The following is a 15276-nucleotide window of genomic DNA, read 5'->3' on the forward strand; positions in this document are numbered from 1 at the left end:
CGCGCCTTTCGGGGCGCGCGGTGCTGCAGGCTTCCTGCACCTCGCTGTCGTCGTTCTCGCTGTCCTTCGGTCCACTGCGGATCTCGAAGGTGCTGGTGAACGGCAAGCCGGCGCGATACGGACATGCGGGCGGTGTGCTGAACATCCGCGCGGCCGTGCGCGGAGCCTTCACGATCGAGATCCGGTACTCGGGCACGCCCGTGCCGGTCTCGACGCCGGAGTGGGGCGACCTGGGCTGGGACCAGCTCACCGACGGCTCGATCGTGGCGTCGCAGCCGATCGGTGCGCCGTCGTGGTTCCCGTGCCTCGACGAGCCGTCCTCCAAGGCCTCGTACCACCTGGAAGTGGTCGCGCCCTCGCCGTACACGGTGGTGTGCAACGGAGTTCTGGTGGACGGCAAGGTATCCGGCAGCACCACGCGGTGGACGTACTCGATGGCCGCGCCGATGGCGACCTATCTCGCGACCGTCCAGATCGGACAGTACGTCGAGGCGCTGCCGGGCGTGTGGGCACCGGCGCGGTTGCGCAGGCTCGTCGCGCACGACTTCGGCCGGCAGAACGCCATGATCGAGCTGTTCTCGTCGCTGTTCGGGCCCTACCCGTTCGCGCGTTACTCGGTCGTGGTGACCGATGACGCGCTGGACGTTCCCGTTGAGGCGCAAGGGCTTTCGACGTTCGGCGCCAACCACGTCGACGGGCGCCGCGGTTCGGAACGGCTGGTGGCGCACGAGCTGGCGCACCAGTGGTTCGGCAACTCGGTCGGGATCGCCGCGTGGGAGCACATCTGGCTGAACGAGGGCTTCGCCTGCTACTCGGAATGGTTGTGGTCCGAGGCTTCCGGTGGCCGCTCCGCCGACGCTTGTGCTGCCGGCGCACGGGATCTGCTGCGACGGTTGCCGCAGAACCTCGTGATCGGACGGCCACCGCGTGCCGACTGGTTCGACGACCGGGTCTACCAGCGCGGGGCTTTGACGTTGCACGTCCTGCGGCGCGAGATGGGCGACGACTCGTTCTTCGCGTTGCTGCGGGAGTGGTGTGCCCGCAACCGGCACGGCGCGGTGACGACCGAGGACTTCCTCGCGCTCGCCGGGCACCGGGACCTGCTCACCCGCTGGCTCTTCAAGCCTGAGCTCCCCCTGCGCTGAACCTCCACACCAGCGGCGGACGGCCTCCCTTGGGCAGCGCCGACGCGTGCTGGCTGGTGCGTTCGAGGCCGGGCACGCGATCCATCGTGCGGCCCAGGTTGGCGGGGTAGGGCCGGTCGCCGGTCAGGGACTCGGTCACGTCGAGCGCCTGCGCCGTCGTGAACTCGGGCCCGAGCAGGCCCGCGGTGAACGGCACGTCCCGCCAGAGCTTGTCCGCCAGCAACGGCCGGCAGTCGGCGACGATCCGGTCGTGGTCGAAGGCCAGCGCGGGCACGGCGTCGAACCGGCTCCAGACCGCCACGTCACCGGTCGGCCTGGTCACCGTGGCCCACAGCGCGATCGACAACGTCGGGCCGCGCGGGTCACGGGAAGGCTCGTCGAACGTGGCGAGCTGACCGGTCGCCGTCACGGACCCCTCGACGAGGCCCAGTTTGCCCGTGACGGCCCTCGTGGTCGCGTCGCGCAGCCGCTCACCCCTGCCCAGCAGCACGCCGGGCAGTGCCAACTCGCCCGCGAACGGCGCCTGCGCGCGCGACGCCACCCCCACGAGCACCGCCCGTGCGTCCGGATCAAACCGGAGCACGATCACGTCCACCGACACCAACGTCGACTCGATCATGTCGTGGATTGTCCCGCACCACGTAGTCCGCCCTGGCCGGCCCCGCGCCGGTGACGAGCACGTCGACATCGAGCAGCTCCTCCAGGTAGGCCACGGGATCGAGCAGGTCGTCCAGGCCCTCACCCGTGGCCACCCTCAGGCCACGAGCGTCCAGATGCGTCACGGCCAAGCCGTCGATACCCCCACAGCAATCGACGGAGTAGCGCAACAGGTTCGCGTCCAGGTGACCGGCCCGCCACGCGCCCTGGAACTCCCCCGTGCCGTTGTGCGCCTCGGGGAACCGGTCGAGGACTGCCTGGTCCTCGGTCGGCAGCGGGCCCGCGCCATGCCGTGTCTGGTAGGTCCTGGTCACGCCGATGACGCGGGCCTTTCGGCCGCCGAGCAGCGCTTTCGCGTTGCGTGGCGTGGTGGTGGACCAGGTCGTGTGCGGGTGGAAGCCGTGGGTCTCGTCGAGGAGAACGCCTTGCGCGCCCTCGAAGACGAGCCGTCCGGCGTCCGCGAGTCGTCCGAAGTCGTCGGTCGTGATCCGGACGGCGTCGGCGAACGAGCGGTAGAGCATGACCAGCTCGTCCACGCTGATGCCGTCGCCGATCAGCGGCTCGTAGAACCGGGCGAGGGTGCTGAGCTTGTGCCTGAGGGTGCCGGGGTTCAGGCAGTCACCGACGGTCGGGGCCTGACCCGGCTCGCCGATGACCTCCTGCCCCTCGACGACCACTCCCCTGGTCGCCCCCTCGAGCAGCCCGTACCAGACGGTCTCCCCGATCCCCTTGCCGCACGAGCCGTGCCGGTCCTCGCCCCTGGCGTTCTCGCGGGCCCGGTTCGCGGCCACGTGGAACGGGGTGGTGAGCAGCGCCTGCGCGTCGATCGACATCAGCGAAAGCGGGTCGGCGACGCCGAGCGCCTCCAGTTCCCGTGACTCGGTCGCCAGCGCGATCGGTTCGACGAGCACGTGGCGGGAGAGCCAGGTCGGCACGCCCGCGAGCGTGCCGGACCCGAACTGGCTGAACGTGTGGTGCCGCCCGTCGACGACCACGTTGTGCGCGGCCTGCGCTCCCCCGTTGAACCGCACGACCGCCGACACCGACCCGTCGGCGCACAGCGCGTCGACGGTGGCCCCCTTGCCCTCGTCGCCGAACCCGAGCCCGACGACGATCACGTGGTCGTTCATGTCAGCTCAGCGCCACGTCGTCAGGACCGTCGATGCCGAGCGGCGCGGCGGTGATCGAGCGTGCCGCGCCACCGACGGCGACCAGCGCCTTGCCGACGGCCTTGCTCTCCGCGACCGACCCGATCTCGGCCAGATCCACCAGTGCCTGATCGAGGTCCACCACGCGTTCCTCCATGCCGATCGTCGCGGCGATCAGCTCGCACACCGCGCCGGGATCGTCCAGCTTGAGGAAGTTCTGGCCGAGGATCATCCGCCAGTGCTCGCCGATGCTGTCGTCGTTGAAGTACGACGACTGGTTGGGAAGGATGAAGTACACGTGCCACTTGCGGGCGAGCTCGCGGTACACCGACACAGGATCGATGTCCTGCTTGACGTCGTCGCCGATGATCCGGCGGATGTGCTTGGCTTCCAGCCGCGGCTTGTTCAGCTCGTCGCCGATGATGAACAGGTAGCCCTTCCGGCCCCGCTTCTGCCACGCGTCGGTGACCACGTGCCGTGCCACGAAGTACGCGGCCAGCTCGTACGACTCGCTCTTCTGCCCACCACCGTTGCCTTCGAGGAAGATGTCCCGCAACTGCTCGTCCATGCGGTTGTCCGACTCGAACTGACCGACCTGCAGCGGAACCCGATCGCTGTCGGCGTCCCCGATCCCGCCGAACATCAGCTGCGGGTCGGCGAGATATCCCTTGCGCTGCAACAGCCCGTGCAACTTGCCGAGCTTGCCCTGCATGATCCGCGGCACTGCGCCCATCGACCCGGTCACGTCGAACAGCACCGCGATCGGTGTCGAGTCGGCGTGGTCGGGCGAGTCGCGGCACTCGCGGTACTCGACCTTGAACGGGTCGAGGCTCGGCGCCGCCTTCCAGCTCGACGCGGGGTTCCCCTTGATCGAGGCGGTGTAGCCGAAGTCCGCGATCCCCTTGGCAGCACGGAAGGTCTTGGCTGCCGCGTAGGCGTTGTCATCCCACTTGCCGTGTCCCACGGTCATTCTCCTTTGGGAAGTGCGAACGGGCGGAAAACCCGTGCGCCGTAAAGTTCTTCGAGCAGGTCGTCGTACTCGCCGATGAGGTCGGCGGCGTCGGGCCTGCGCGCCGGAAGTTCCTGCAGGCACCCTCTCGCGAAGGCTTGCTGCCGATGTTCGTTGTGGTTCAGCAAATCGAGCATCAACGTGTGTGCCATGTGGACGTCCGTCGCGGCCGTCACCGGTTCTCCCGCTTGTACTTCCGGCGGGTAGCTGATGGTCTTGCTGGTCGCGAGCAGTTTCTGGTTGGACTCGACGGCGAACGACCAGCCGGCCAGCACGATCCCGTGCTGTTCCGGGTGCACCATGACGTTCTCGGCGGTCACGGCACCGTGCACCAGCCCGATCTGATGCGCGCCGGCCAATGCCTTGAGCAGCCTGCGATGCATCCACGCGTAGTCGCGCCCGTCCAGTCCGTGCGGGTACGCACGCTTCACGTCCGCGAGCGTCACGAACCCGTCGACGAGCGGGTCCAGCACCGTGAAAGCCCTTGAGCCCTTGGCGACCTCGCCGGACGTGTCGAGCAGCCTCGGGTAGAACGGTCGGAGCCACTGATTGCGGTCGGTGAAGCGTTCCAACGCCCGCAGGGCCTGCCATTCGCCGTGCAGCAACGGGTTGAGCGCCGGGTTGCGCACCACCTTCACGACGTACGGCCCGTCCGCCTCGTACAGGTTGGCGATGCTGCCGACCGCGAACGGCTCACCGATGCGGTAGACGCCGGTCCTCGTCTTCAGTTCGACGCTCGTGCTGTGGGTCCACTCGTGGTGCAGGCGGGTCAGGTTCGCCGACGCCCGGTGCGCCCGCGTGTTGCCCGGTCCGACCACGTCGGGGTGCAGGACCGAAGCCAGCGCGCGGTACCGGCGTTTTGCCTGTTTGCGCAGGTCCGGGTCGGTGGTGCGGGGCCCGAACAGCGCTTCGGCCGTCGTGGCGCGCTCCACCAGTTCCAGCGCCTCCGGTGTCGTGAACATAGTTTGAGTCTTGCAGACTCAAACCAAGAACGCAACGGTGCGCGATGTGACTCAGCCGATGCCGCTCAGGCGCTGTCTACGGCTTCAAGCCCTCGTACCATCCCGGCACGTCAACGATGCGCGCCACTACCGGAACATCCTGCCGCTCCATCCTCGCCGTGACTTCCTCAGCCAGGTCGTCGTCCTCGATCACGAGAGCGGTTCTGGTGACCGAATCCCAGATCAAGTACCCGTACTCGGCATCAGGCGATCCGACCAGGAAATACCTGTCGCGTGGCGACTCCCACAGGTACGCGAAGTCAGAGATCGTCATGACAGACACCATCCCCGCAGGAAGCAAGAAGCGACACTCACGATAGGTCGTTCCGTGAGGCGTTTCATGGTGTTCCCCTCCCCGGCCGCCGGGTACCCGGCCCCGATACGGGAGGAGGAACGGTTTGCTGTTCGTCGTCATGGGCTGCTCGGTGGCCTTCGCACTACTGGTGGTGGAAGTGATCCACCGTCTGGTCCGCCGCTTCACCCACAGCGGCAAGATGTACCGGCCCGGTCAGGCCTTCGGGGTGGTGCTGGCCGCGCAGATAAGCCTGAGCGTCTACCCCGTGAACGCGCCGATCGCTTTGCACGCCTTGGGAATCGCGTTGATCTTGGCCGGCGCCTGGTTGCTGGCCGCGTTGATCAGCACGCTGGTGGACGTCTCGCTGTCGCGGATTCGCACTGACGTCACGGACAACCGGCACGCGCGGCGGGTGCACACGCAGATCACGCTGGTGCGGCGGCTGGTTCTGGTGGTCATCGGGGTGCTGGCGGTCGGGGCGATCCTGATGACGTTCCCCGGAGCGCGGGCGGTCGGGTCGACGGTGCTGGCTTCTGCCGCTGTCATTGGTGCTGTGGCGGCGTTTTCCGCGCAGTCGTTGCTGGGCAACCTGATCTCGGGGTTGCAGATCGCGTTCAGTGACGCGGTGCGGCTCGATGACGTCGTGGTCGTCGAAGGTGAGTGGGGGCGGGTCGAGGACGTCACGCTGACGTACGTGGTGCTGCACCTGTGGGACGACCGGCGGCTCGTGCTGCCCACCTCGTACTTCCTCAAGACTCCCTTTGAGAACTGGACTCGCACGCAGTCGGCGTTGCTCGGGACCGTGGAGCTAGATCTGGACTGGACGGTGCCGGTCGAGGCGATGCGGCAGGAGATGCGGTCGATGCTGGAGGGCAGCGATCTGTGGGACGGGCGGGTGTCCGTTCTCCAGGTCACGCAGGCCACGCAGGGGTTCGTGCGGTTGCGGGCGCTGGTGAGCGCCGCTGACGCCGGCAAGCTCTGGGACCTGCGCTGTCTCACGCGGGAGCACCTGGTGGACTGGGTGCAGCGACAGCACGTCGGCGCGTTGCCGCAGGTCAGGACCAGGACCGTGACCGGTTACGCACGCCAGCAGCCGGCCGGTGACCAGCACACGGACGCTCGGGTGTTCGGGGAGAGCGTGGACGGGGAACTGCGGGAGCAAGCGTTTGCGGGGCCTAAGGGGTAGAGCGTTCGAGGATGCCCGCGATCAGGCCGCGGCATCGGTCGATCTCGGCGGCCTGGGTGTCCAGGCGGGCCACCTCGGCTCGCAGGGTCGCGAGCAGGTCCGCGCACGGGTCGAGGCGCGGTGAGGCGTCCAGGACGCACGGGAGCAGCAGTGCGATGGTCGCGACGGGCAGGCCCACGTTGAGCAACGCCTTGATGCGGCGCACGGTCTCGACGTCGGCCGGCGAGTACAGGCGGTAGCCGTTGGGCGAGCGTTCCGAGGTCAGCAGGCCGCACTTCTCGTAGTGGCGGACCGAGCGGGCGGAGACGCCGCACTCGGCGGCCAGTTCACCGATCAACACGCCTTGACCTTGACACTGATGTCAAGCCCTACGGTCGGCCGCATGAACGTGATCTTGCACGGAGCACAGGGCACGGCAGCGGACTGGGACCAGGTGAAAGCCCTGCTGGGCCCCACAGAGGTGCCGGAACGGCGCGGGCGCAACGGGGTGCCGTTGCCGAGCGGCTACGGCCTGCGCACCGAGATCGACGACCTGCACGCGGTGCTGGACCGGCACGAGCGGCCGACCCTGATCGGGCACAGCTATGGCGGCGTCATCGCGCTGCTAGCGGCGCAGGAACGCACGGATCTCAAGGCGCTCGTGCTGTACGAGCCCGCGATCGGCCTGGACGCACAGGCGGTGCTGGACTTCGAGGACGCACTGGGCCGGGGCGACCGGGACCTCGCGCTGGAGATCATGGCCGTCCGGATCGCGGGCGAGGCCCCGTTCCGCGACACCGACCCGGAGGGCTGGCTCAAGGCGCAGGACATGCTCGACACGACGCTGCACGAGCTGAGGGCGGTCATCGGCCACCGCTACGAGCCGCCGAAGTTGTCGATTCCGGTCACGGTGATCGTCGGCGAACGCACCGACCACCTCTTCGGACCGGCCGCGCGCAAGATCGTCAAAGACACCGGCGGCACCCTGATCACGCTGGAAGGCGCAGGTCACGTGGCTCACGTGACGCATCCGGAACTCTTGTCGAAAGCCATGCAACCACTCTCGTGAGGCGTTCCGTCCTAACCACATGAGAAGACCGCTCGCCGTCGCGTTCTGCGCGCTGGCTCTCGGAAGCTGTGGTACGAACGGGTCTCCAGCCGTGCCCTTGGCGGAGGTGCCGACCGTGTCTTCAGCGAAACCGGACAGGATCCGGATCGAGCAGGCGAAACGCGACGGCCACCTCACAGTGCCACTGATGATCTCCGTGCAGCCGGGACGCGACGAGGAGGTCGAGCAGGCACTGACGAGGCTGGGCGCGACCGTCGAGTCGCGGGATCCCAGAATCGGCTACCTGCGCGCCGAGATGCCGGTCGACAAGGTGGAAGACGCGTATCTGATCGCCGGCGTGTCCAAAGTGGACGTGGACGAGCCGCTGAACAACAAGCTCCCTGAACCGTAGAAAGCCCCAGGATCTCGTGGACCCTGGGGCTTTCTGCGTTGCTACGAGCTACTAGCTGACGGACTGGATGATCACGGCACCGCCGCCGACGACGACGTTCTCGTCGGTGCGGACCTCGAGCTCACCGCGCAGCACGCGGCCGGCACCGGGCTGGCCCTGCGGCGTGATGACGCCCGTGGCGTTCCACGTCGCACCAGCGGCGCGGTCGGCGTTGCTGTCCGTCACGGACAGCGTGCCGAGAGCGGCCGAGGTGTAGACGTCGAAGTAGTCGTACGCCGTTGTGCCCGCGGGCACCGCGTAGCCGTCCACCACGACGAGCCAGTTGCCGGCCGCCGGGTTGGCGATCGTCACCGACTCCTCGGAGTCCGCGTCCGCCGACTGACCGGCGAGCACGCACGTGCCCGTCGTGCAGTTGTAGACGGACAGGTCGAGGTCAGCGCCCTGGTCGGCGGTGTTGCCGATCGTGGCGGTGAGCCGCGTCGCGCCGGCGCCGACGGCGACCGGGTACTGCTGGACATCGAGGTTCGCGATCGTCGGACGGGCCTGCTTCGCGCTGCCCAGCGCGGGCTGCGCCGCGAGCCGGCCGTTGAAGCTGGCCTGCGTGTTCGTCACGGTGTAGGTGCGCTCGATCGGCGTGCCCAGCGTCGCGGACGCGATGGTGTCCGGGTTCGGGCTGACCGACGTGCCGAGCACGGACGCGGTCACCGAGTACGGCGCCTCGTCGGCGTCGGAGGTGCGGCGCGCCTCGATCACGATCTCCCACACACCGGCCATCGGGTTCGCGACCGTGCGGCTGGTGGGGGTGCCACCGGCACAACCGGCGCCCGCGTCCGGGTTGTAGCAGTTGGTCGACGTGTTGCTGTCGAAACCGATGCCCTGCGGGGTGTAGCGCAGGAAGCGGACCTGGCCCTTGCCCGCCTCGGCACCGCCGCCGGCCAGGTCGACCTTCAGCGCGCTCGTGCCCTTGGGCACGTTCACGAAGAGGCTGGTCGACTGGTTGCGCGCGATCGTGCCGGACTTGGTGACCGAGAACTTGTTGGCGGCGTTGAAGTTCTCCGCCGCGAACACCGCGTTCAGGGTCTGCGCGTCGACACCGGGGGTCTCCGGGTTGTCGAGCTGCAGGACGGCGCTGTGGGCGCCGGCGGTCTTGGCCTTGACCTTGACGGCGAACTGGACGGGCTTGTTCAGCGGCAGGTTGACCTTCTTGGGCGCCGTGAACGTGCCGTCGTTGCCCTTCCACGAAACGTTGTACGTCTCGTCGTCGTGGCCCGTGGTGCGCGTCAGCGTGTAGGTGCGGGTGTACTCCTGGCCCGCGGTCACGCCTTCACGGTCGTGGATGCCGACACCGACGTTCGGGGTGGCCAGCAGTCCGCTGAGGACGGTGTTGACCGCGACGGACGTGGTGACCTTGTCCGGCACGGAGTGCTTGTCCAGCAACGTCCACGCGGCGTTGGTGTTGAAGAGGCCCGCGCCCTGCTCGTAGGCACCGAGGTCGGCGACGTAGTTCGCGCTGCGCTGGATCGCGTAGCGCAGCTCGGCGCTGGTCGGCTTCGTGCCGTTGTGCGTGGCCTTGAACGCGCTCACGAGCAGCGCGGCGGCACCGGTCGCCTGCGGGGCGGCCATCGAGGTGCCGTTGAACTGCGAGTAGCCGGGCGGGAGGGCGTAGGTGCCCGCCACCGGGCCACCGGGCTGCCAGCGCGGCGTGGTGGAGATCGCCGAACCGGGCGCGATGATGTTCGGCTTGAAGCCGCCGTCCTCGGCCGGGCCGCGCGACGAGAAGCCGTGCAGGTTCTGCTTCTGCGCGGTCTTCGAGCCGTAGTTGGAGAGCCAGGTCTCCTTGGTGATGTACGAGCCGACGCTCACCGCGTCCGTGGCGACCGACGGGTCACCGACGGTGTTCGAGCCCGCGCCGGAGTTGCCGGCCGAGATGAACAGCTGGACGTTGTACTCGTTGATCGTGCGGTTGTAGAGCTCCGCACGGGCGTTGTTGCCGTCGTTGAGCGCCGGGAGGCCACCGATGGAGATGTTCACGACGTCGGCGCCGTTGCGCGCGGCGTAGAGGACACCGTCGATGAGACCGGAGCTGGTGCAGGACGGCGTGGAGAGGCAGGCCTTGATGGCCATCAGCTTCGCACCGGGGGCGGCACCGGCCATCTTGCCGTCGAACAGCTTGTGGGCCGAGGTGATGCCGGCGACGTGCGTGCCGTGCGCGGCGCCCGCGATGCCGAGGTTGACGTACGGCGTGCCCGCGTTGTCGTAGATCGACCGGTCGGTCTGCACGACGAACGCGACGCGCTCGGCGACGGGGGTCGCGGGGTTGTCGGTTCCGAAGAAACCGCTGTCCTGCTTGACCTTGTAGTCGATCATGCGCTTGTTGTTGGTGAAGTTGCCGTCACCATCGGTGTCGACGAAGACTTCCTTCGTCGTGATGTCCTGGAGGACACCGAACGCGTCCGTGCGGTCACCGTCGCGGTTGATGTCGCCGCCGGTCTCGCTGTTGGCGAGGTTCAGGTCGCCCGCGGTCTCGCGGAAGAGGCCGAACGAGTACGGGCCACCGGTCGCCGGCGCGGTCCACTCGCGGCCGCTGTCGGTGAACTTGCCGACGCGACCGGTCTTGGTCATGGTGACCCAGGTGCCGTCGCCGGAGTTCGTGGCGTTCGCGTTGTACCAGTCGACGATCTTGCGCTCACCGGTGCTGGTCGTCTGCAGGGCAGGCGTGTCCAGGTCGATGCCGGAGTCGATGATCGCGATCGTGGTGCCGCGGCCGTCCCACTTCGGGTGCGCGGTGGCGAACTGCGCCGCCTGCGTGTCCTGCGTCGGCATGTACGGGTTGGTGCGCGGGGTCTTCGAGTCCGGCGCCTTCTGCGGAGCCGGGCTCTCCATGCCCTCGGGACGCGGGTTGTCGAGGGCGACGAGGCCGTCGACGTCCACGGTGCTGACCGAGGCCAGCTTGGCGGCCTTCTCCGCGTTCTCGCGCGGGATGGTCACCTTGACGTAGTCGACGTCCTTCTCGGTCTTCTGGACCGTGGCGCCGAGCGCCTTGAGGTCGTTGACCGCGGCGTCGGTCTTGCCGTCCTCCGCGGCGACCAGCAGGTCGACGGTCGGCTTGCCCTCGCGGGCGGCCTCCTCGACGAGCGCGCGGTCGGTCTTGTCCAGCTGCTTGTCAGCGGCAGGCTGCTGTGACGCGTTCTGCGCGATGGCGGGGGTGGCGGCGAAGCCGAACCCGGTAGTGCCCAGCACCGCGGTCAGCAAGACCGTTCCGGTGCGGCGTCTCCAGTTCTTCACGGCGCATGTGCCCTTCGTGGGGTAAAGAGTGCTCCGAAGCACATCTCTTCGCCTCACGAGGGGCAATCGTCGGACCGGAGTAATTGTTAGATCCACATTGGACTGTTCAGCGGCTTGAACGGGCGGCCTTTTAGTGCTGCGCGTTTCTTTTCTGCCGTGGAACGAGCAACCACTCTCCAGTCAAGAGCTGATGGAGGGGAATGTCAAGGCTGTGTCAACGGTGAACGGTGTTGGCGTGTAACAGGATCCCGTGATCAGGCGATGGACTGATCGCTATTTCCGCCCATTAGCGAGCGCAATCGGGACCGCAGGCGAGCCACCATCCCCTGCCCGGTCACGAGCGCTTTCGGCTGCGCTCCGCACTCGGGGCAGTTAGCGCGATGCTTGGCCAACGCCTGCCGCAGTTCCGTCACTTGCTTGGCGGTCCGTTCGGGCACCGAGTCCTTTTTGACCGAGAGCAGGCTCAGCTCGGTCAGCACGTGCGTGCCGCGGCGGAGCTGTGCCGCGGGCGTGATGGTGTGGAAGAAGATCAGGTTCCGGCTGCGCTTCGGTTCGAACCCCTGGACGTCGCACCACTCGACGGTGCTCTGGCGGTCGAGCCCGTTCGACGTGATGCCTTCGGCCGTGAGCTTCGTGCCCATGCTGAAGGTGCGCCACGCGACAGTCGCGCCCATGAGGAACCACAGGCCACCGAAGACGTACGCGTACCAGGGGCCGTCCTTGGCTGCGAGCGGACCGATCGCGGCCACGGCTGCGCCGAGGCCGAACAGGAACCATCTCCACCTGGTGTGCATGTCTCCATCCTGTTTACCCGATTGCGGGGCCTAGCATTGTTCGGTGCGAAACCAGGACGGCCGGATGCCGGTGCGGGCGGAATACCGCGGTCTGCCCGCCGTGCCTGCCGACCAGGTGGTCACGGGCCTGATCCCGCACGAACCACCTAACTTTCAGACGCCTGCCGCACTGGATTTGTTGAGTGAGCCCGTGTGCGTTGTCACGGGGCAGCGCGGGGTCGGGAAGACGCAGCTGGCAGCCGCTCATGCGCGGCAACGGGTTTCGGACGGCTGGCTGGTGGCGTGGATCGGGGCGGAAACGCCAGGCCAGATCATCGCGGGGATGGTCGAACTGGCCGACCGGCTCGGGCTGTACCGGCCGGAGGACAGCGCCGAGATCGCGGCGACGAGAGTGCGCAACCACCTGCAGACGCGGTCCGGGAACGCCCTGCTGGTGTTCGACAACGTGGTGTCGCTGGACGCGGTCCGGCCGCACCTGCCGTCCGTCAGCGGCTGTCAGGTGCTGATCACCAGCACCGCACGAGGGTCGCAACTCGGCCGTGAGGTGCCGGTGGACGTCTTCGCGCCGCAGGACGCGTCGCGGTTCCTGCGCGAAGCCACCGGACTGGACGGTGACGCCGCCGAACTCGCCGCCGAACTCGGGCATCTGCCGTTGGCGCTCGCGCAGGCGGCGGCACGGATCAGAGCTGCCCGGTGGGATTTCGCGAAGTACCTGCAGAACTTCCGGAAGTTCCCGGCGGAGAAGTACCTCAAGCGGCGCGACGGCGACCCGTACCCGCTCGGCGCCGCCACCGCGATCCTGATGGCCCTGGAACCGTTCCAGGGCAGCGAACTCGTCCGGATCCTGTCGGTGCTGTCGCCGGACGGCGTGTCCAGGCAGATGCTCGGCGACTCCTTCGACGACGAGTTGGTGGCGCTGCACGAGGCGTCGCTGGTGGAGTTCGCCGGCGACTCGTCCGTGCTCGTGCATCGACTGGTGCAGCGGGTGGTCCGCGATCTGGACGACGGGACCGAGCTCGCCGCGAAACTGCTCCTCGGTCATGTCGAGTTCGGTGGCGACGAACTCGTGCGGCAGATCGAGGCGCTGTGGGCCGGCGCCGGTGGCCGGCCCGTGTCGAAGGCCGTGCTGCGTCTGCGGATGTGGGAGGCGAGCTTCCTGGGAAGCACCGGGAGATTCGCCCGGGCCGGTGCGATCGCGGAGGAGGTGTACGCGGAGTGCGTCGCACGGTTCAGCGATGACCGGGAGCTGCTCCTGACCGCCCGCAGGGTCGCCGCGGCCTGCACGCCGAGCGGGCTCGACGACCTGCTGGCCGAGTTGCGGATCGACCTCGAGACCAGCCGTGAGGTGCACGGCGCCGGCCACCCCGGCACGCTCGTCTCGGCCAGGGTCCTCGGCCAGTACTGCCTGAGGATCGGCCGGGCTGAAGAGGCCGTCTCCGTGCTCGAACCGTGGCGGGACGAGCCGCTCGGCGGCACCGAGCAGTTCGGCGCCCTGGACGACCTCGGTTACGCCTACACGAGCACCGGACGTGCGGAGCAGGCCGTGATCGTGCTCGAACGGTCCCTCGCGGTGAGGCCGGACGCGATCTACACGCAGTCGCTGCTCAGCGACGCGTACGGGGCACTCGGCCGCTCCGCCGAGCAGCGAAGGGTGTGCGAGCACGTGTGGGACACGTATCGGCGCACGGCAGGCCCTGATCATCCGAACACCTTGTTCGCCGCCGGCAAGCTCGGGGTGGCGCTCCACGCGTGTGGTGAGGTCGAACTGGCGAGAAGCCTGCTCCTGGTCGTGCGGACCATCGGCATCGAGCTGTTCGGACCGGATCACCTGATCGTCACCGCGGCTCAGGGCTCGCTCCAGACCATTCGGGACGCCTGACCGGCGGTCAGGCGCTATTTTGCGCGCATGGACCTGAAGCCGGTCGCCGACGAGCTCTACGGCCTGCCTCCGAAGGACTTCACCGCGGCCCGCAACGCCGCGGCCAAGCAGGCCGACGACAAGGACCTCGCGAAGGCCATCGCCGAGCTGCGCAGGCCGACCGTGGGCGCCTGGGCGGTCAACAAGCTCGTCAGGGACGCTCCCGAGGGCCTGGAGGAGGCCCTGGGGCTCTCCACGGCGCAGCTGACCATGCGGGAGCTCGGCCGCAAGCGCAAGGAGCTCATGGAGGCTCTCGTCTACCGCACGCTGGAGCTGACGGGACCGCTCGCGGACGACGCCGTCACGCAGGTGCGCAACACGCTGACGGCCGCGATGGCCGACCCGGAGTCCGCCGAGCAGGTGCGCAACGGCCACCTGACCAAGGGGCTGGAGTACTCGGGGTTCGGGTTCGCGCTGCCCACGCCCGAGCCGGCGCAGGACGGCGAGGACGCACTGGCCCGCAAGCGGCGTGAACGGCAGGAGCGCAAGCGGGCCGAGGCGCAGCAGGTGCTGGACGAGGCCGAGCAGGCTCTGGGCGAGGCTCAGGCCGACCAGCTGGCGGCCCAGCGGGCGTTCGACCGGGCGGCGGAACGGCTGGAGGACGCCAAGCGGGTCACGTCGGCCTCCGAGAAGGCTCGCAAGGCCGCAGAACGCAAGCTCAACGACCTTTCGTGAGCACTTGATCACCAGCTGCGTCTGACCCGTTCAGAACCTGAAGACGAGCTGAAGGAATTGAGCCTGGTCACAGTGAAAGCCGACCGGAACACAGCGGTCCGGTTGTACGTTCAACAATGTGGTTGGCCGTCGGCGCTCGAGCTGCGCGCCAGGGCGATCCGACACCCCCAGGTCGGAAAAGCCCTTCCGCAGGCGATGCGTGCTCGCGCCGCGGTCAACCCGCCGTCGACCGGCACTCCGGTAAACCCCCCTCACCGGTAGTGGCGGTCGACGGCACCCTCAGCCGAGTTCAGAGGTTGTACTGGTCGTGGCTCTCGTAGAACGCGACCAGCTCCTCGGGCGAGAGTCCCTTCGCGTTGCGGACCTCCAGGAAGAAGTTCTCGCGGGCGATCCCCGGCGAGAACAGGATCAGCATCCGCACGGGAGCGTCGCTGTCGTTGCGGAACGCGTGCGGTCGGTGAGACGGCACGTAGAGGAAGTCACCCTCGCCTGCCGTCACCCACTCCTCGCCGTCGAGCAGGGTGATCTCGCCTTCGAGCACGTAGAACGACTCGGAGAACGTCTTGTGGAAGTGCGGCCGGGCGCCGGGCTGGTGGGCCTCCATGCGCCACTCGAACAGGCCGAACTCGCCGTTCGTGACGGAGCCCGGCGCGACAAAACGCGTGGTCGGAGTGGTGAAGCCCACCTCAGAGGCCGGTCGGAAGCTCATCCTCAACATCCCCCA

Annotated in this window: 15 protein-coding genes; 6 read left to right on the plus strand and 9 right to left on the minus strand. The window is 68.3% G+C overall.

Annotation, left to right across the window (positions count from 1 at the left end):
* Positions 1–20: 20 nt before the first annotated feature.
* Positions 21–1145, plus strand: a complete 1125-nt coding sequence (locus ACH413_RS38620) for a M1 family metallopeptidase (RefSeq protein WP_360043682.1) — start codon at positions 21–23, stop codon at positions 1143–1145.
* Here the strand turns inward: ACH413_RS38620 and ACH413_RS38625 are convergent.
* From ACH413_RS38625 to ACH413_RS38645, 5 genes are all read right to left on the minus strand, one after another.
* On the minus strand, positions 1120–1764 hold the full coding sequence (locus ACH413_RS38625) for an NUDIX hydrolase (RefSeq protein WP_360043679.1): 645 nt from the start codon (positions 1762–1764) through the stop codon (positions 1120–1122). The two genes, ACH413_RS38620 and ACH413_RS38625, sit on opposite strands and share 26 nt — an antisense overlap.
* Positions 1715–2932 carry an adenylosuccinate synthetase gene (locus ACH413_RS38630; protein WP_360043676.1) on the minus strand — a complete coding sequence of 406 codons (1218 nt, stop codon included), beginning with the start codon at positions 2930–2932 and terminating at the stop codon, positions 1715–1717. The genes ACH413_RS38625 and ACH413_RS38630 overlap by 50 nt, the downstream gene beginning before the upstream one ends.
* Position 2933: 1 nt before the next feature.
* Entirely contained in the window at positions 2934–3914 is a 981-nt protein-coding gene (locus ACH413_RS38635; protein WP_396425547.1) for a hypothetical protein, read from the minus strand.
* A 2-nt stretch (positions 3915–3916) separates the two neighbouring features.
* Complete coding sequence (locus ACH413_RS38640; RefSeq protein ID WP_360043671.1) at positions 3917–4921, minus strand: adenylate cyclase; 1005 nt, start codon at positions 4919–4921, stop codon at positions 3917–3919.
* 76 nt (positions 4922–4997) lie between these two features.
* Positions 4998–5234: a hypothetical protein gene (locus ACH413_RS38645; protein ID WP_360043668.1), complete on the minus strand. Its 237-nt coding sequence runs from the start codon at positions 5232–5234 to the stop codon at positions 4998–5000.
* A gap of 124 nt (positions 5235–5358) precedes the next feature.
* On the opposite strand from ACH413_RS38645, the gene ACH413_RS38650 reads away from it, so the two are divergent.
* Positions 5359–6441, plus strand: coding sequence for a mechanosensitive ion channel domain-containing protein (locus ACH413_RS38650; protein ID WP_360043665.1), 1083 nt, complete (start codon positions 5359–5361; stop codon positions 6439–6441).
* Here the strand turns inward: ACH413_RS38650 and ACH413_RS38655 are convergent.
* Positions 6431–6781 (minus strand): MerR family transcriptional regulator, encoded by a 351-nt coding sequence (locus ACH413_RS38655; protein ID WP_360043662.1) that lies wholly within the window; start codon positions 6779–6781, stop codon positions 6431–6433. The genes ACH413_RS38650 and ACH413_RS38655 overlap by 11 nt on opposite strands.
* A 42-nt stretch (positions 6782–6823) precedes the next feature.
* Between ACH413_RS38655 and ACH413_RS38660 the strand changes: the two genes are divergently transcribed.
* Both ACH413_RS38660 and ACH413_RS38665 read left to right on the plus strand, forming a co-directional pair.
* The gene (locus ACH413_RS38660; protein WP_360043659.1) at positions 6824–7489 is read left to right on the plus strand and encodes an alpha/beta hydrolase; all 666 of its coding nucleotides are present in this window, start codon (positions 6824–6826) and stop codon (positions 7487–7489) included.
* Between the two features lie 115 nt (positions 7490–7604).
* Complete coding sequence (locus tag ACH413_RS38665) at positions 7605–7880, plus strand: hypothetical protein (protein ID WP_360043656.1); 276 nt, start codon at positions 7605–7607, stop codon at positions 7878–7880.
* A 51-nt stretch (positions 7881–7931) separates the two neighbouring features.
* Here ACH413_RS38665 and ACH413_RS38670 read toward each other — a convergent pair whose 3' ends face one another.
* Entirely contained in the window at positions 7932–11165 is a 3234-nt protein-coding gene (locus ACH413_RS38670; protein ID WP_360043653.1) for a S8 family serine peptidase, read from the minus strand.
* 254 nt (positions 11166–11419) lie between these two features.
* Positions 11420–11959 carry a hypothetical protein gene (locus tag ACH413_RS38675; protein WP_360043650.1) on the minus strand — a complete coding sequence of 180 codons (540 nt, stop codon included), beginning with the start codon at positions 11957–11959 and terminating at the stop codon, positions 11420–11422.
* A 43-nt stretch (positions 11960–12002) separates the two neighbouring features.
* Between ACH413_RS38675 and ACH413_RS38680 the strand changes: the two genes are divergently transcribed.
* Entirely contained in the window at positions 12003–13838 is a 1836-nt protein-coding gene (locus ACH413_RS38680) for a tetratricopeptide repeat protein (RefSeq protein ID WP_360043647.1), read from the plus strand.
* Between the two features lie 27 nt (positions 13839–13865).
* Entirely contained in the window at positions 13866–14552 is a 687-nt protein-coding gene (locus ACH413_RS38685; RefSeq protein ID WP_360043645.1) for a hypothetical protein, read from the plus strand.
* Positions 14553–14841: 289 nt separating this feature from the next.
* On the opposite strand, the gene ACH413_RS38690 is transcribed toward ACH413_RS38685, so the two are convergent.
* Positions 14842–15261, minus strand: a complete 420-nt coding sequence (locus ACH413_RS38690; RefSeq protein WP_360043642.1) for a cupin domain-containing protein — start codon at positions 15259–15261, stop codon at positions 14842–14844.
* Positions 15262–15276 lie beyond the last annotated feature (15 nt).

The sequence above is a fragment of the Lentzea sp. NPDC020367 genome (assembly GCF_044387305.1).
Taxonomy (GTDB): domain Bacteria; phylum Actinomycetota; class Actinomycetes; order Mycobacteriales; family Pseudonocardiaceae; genus Lentzea.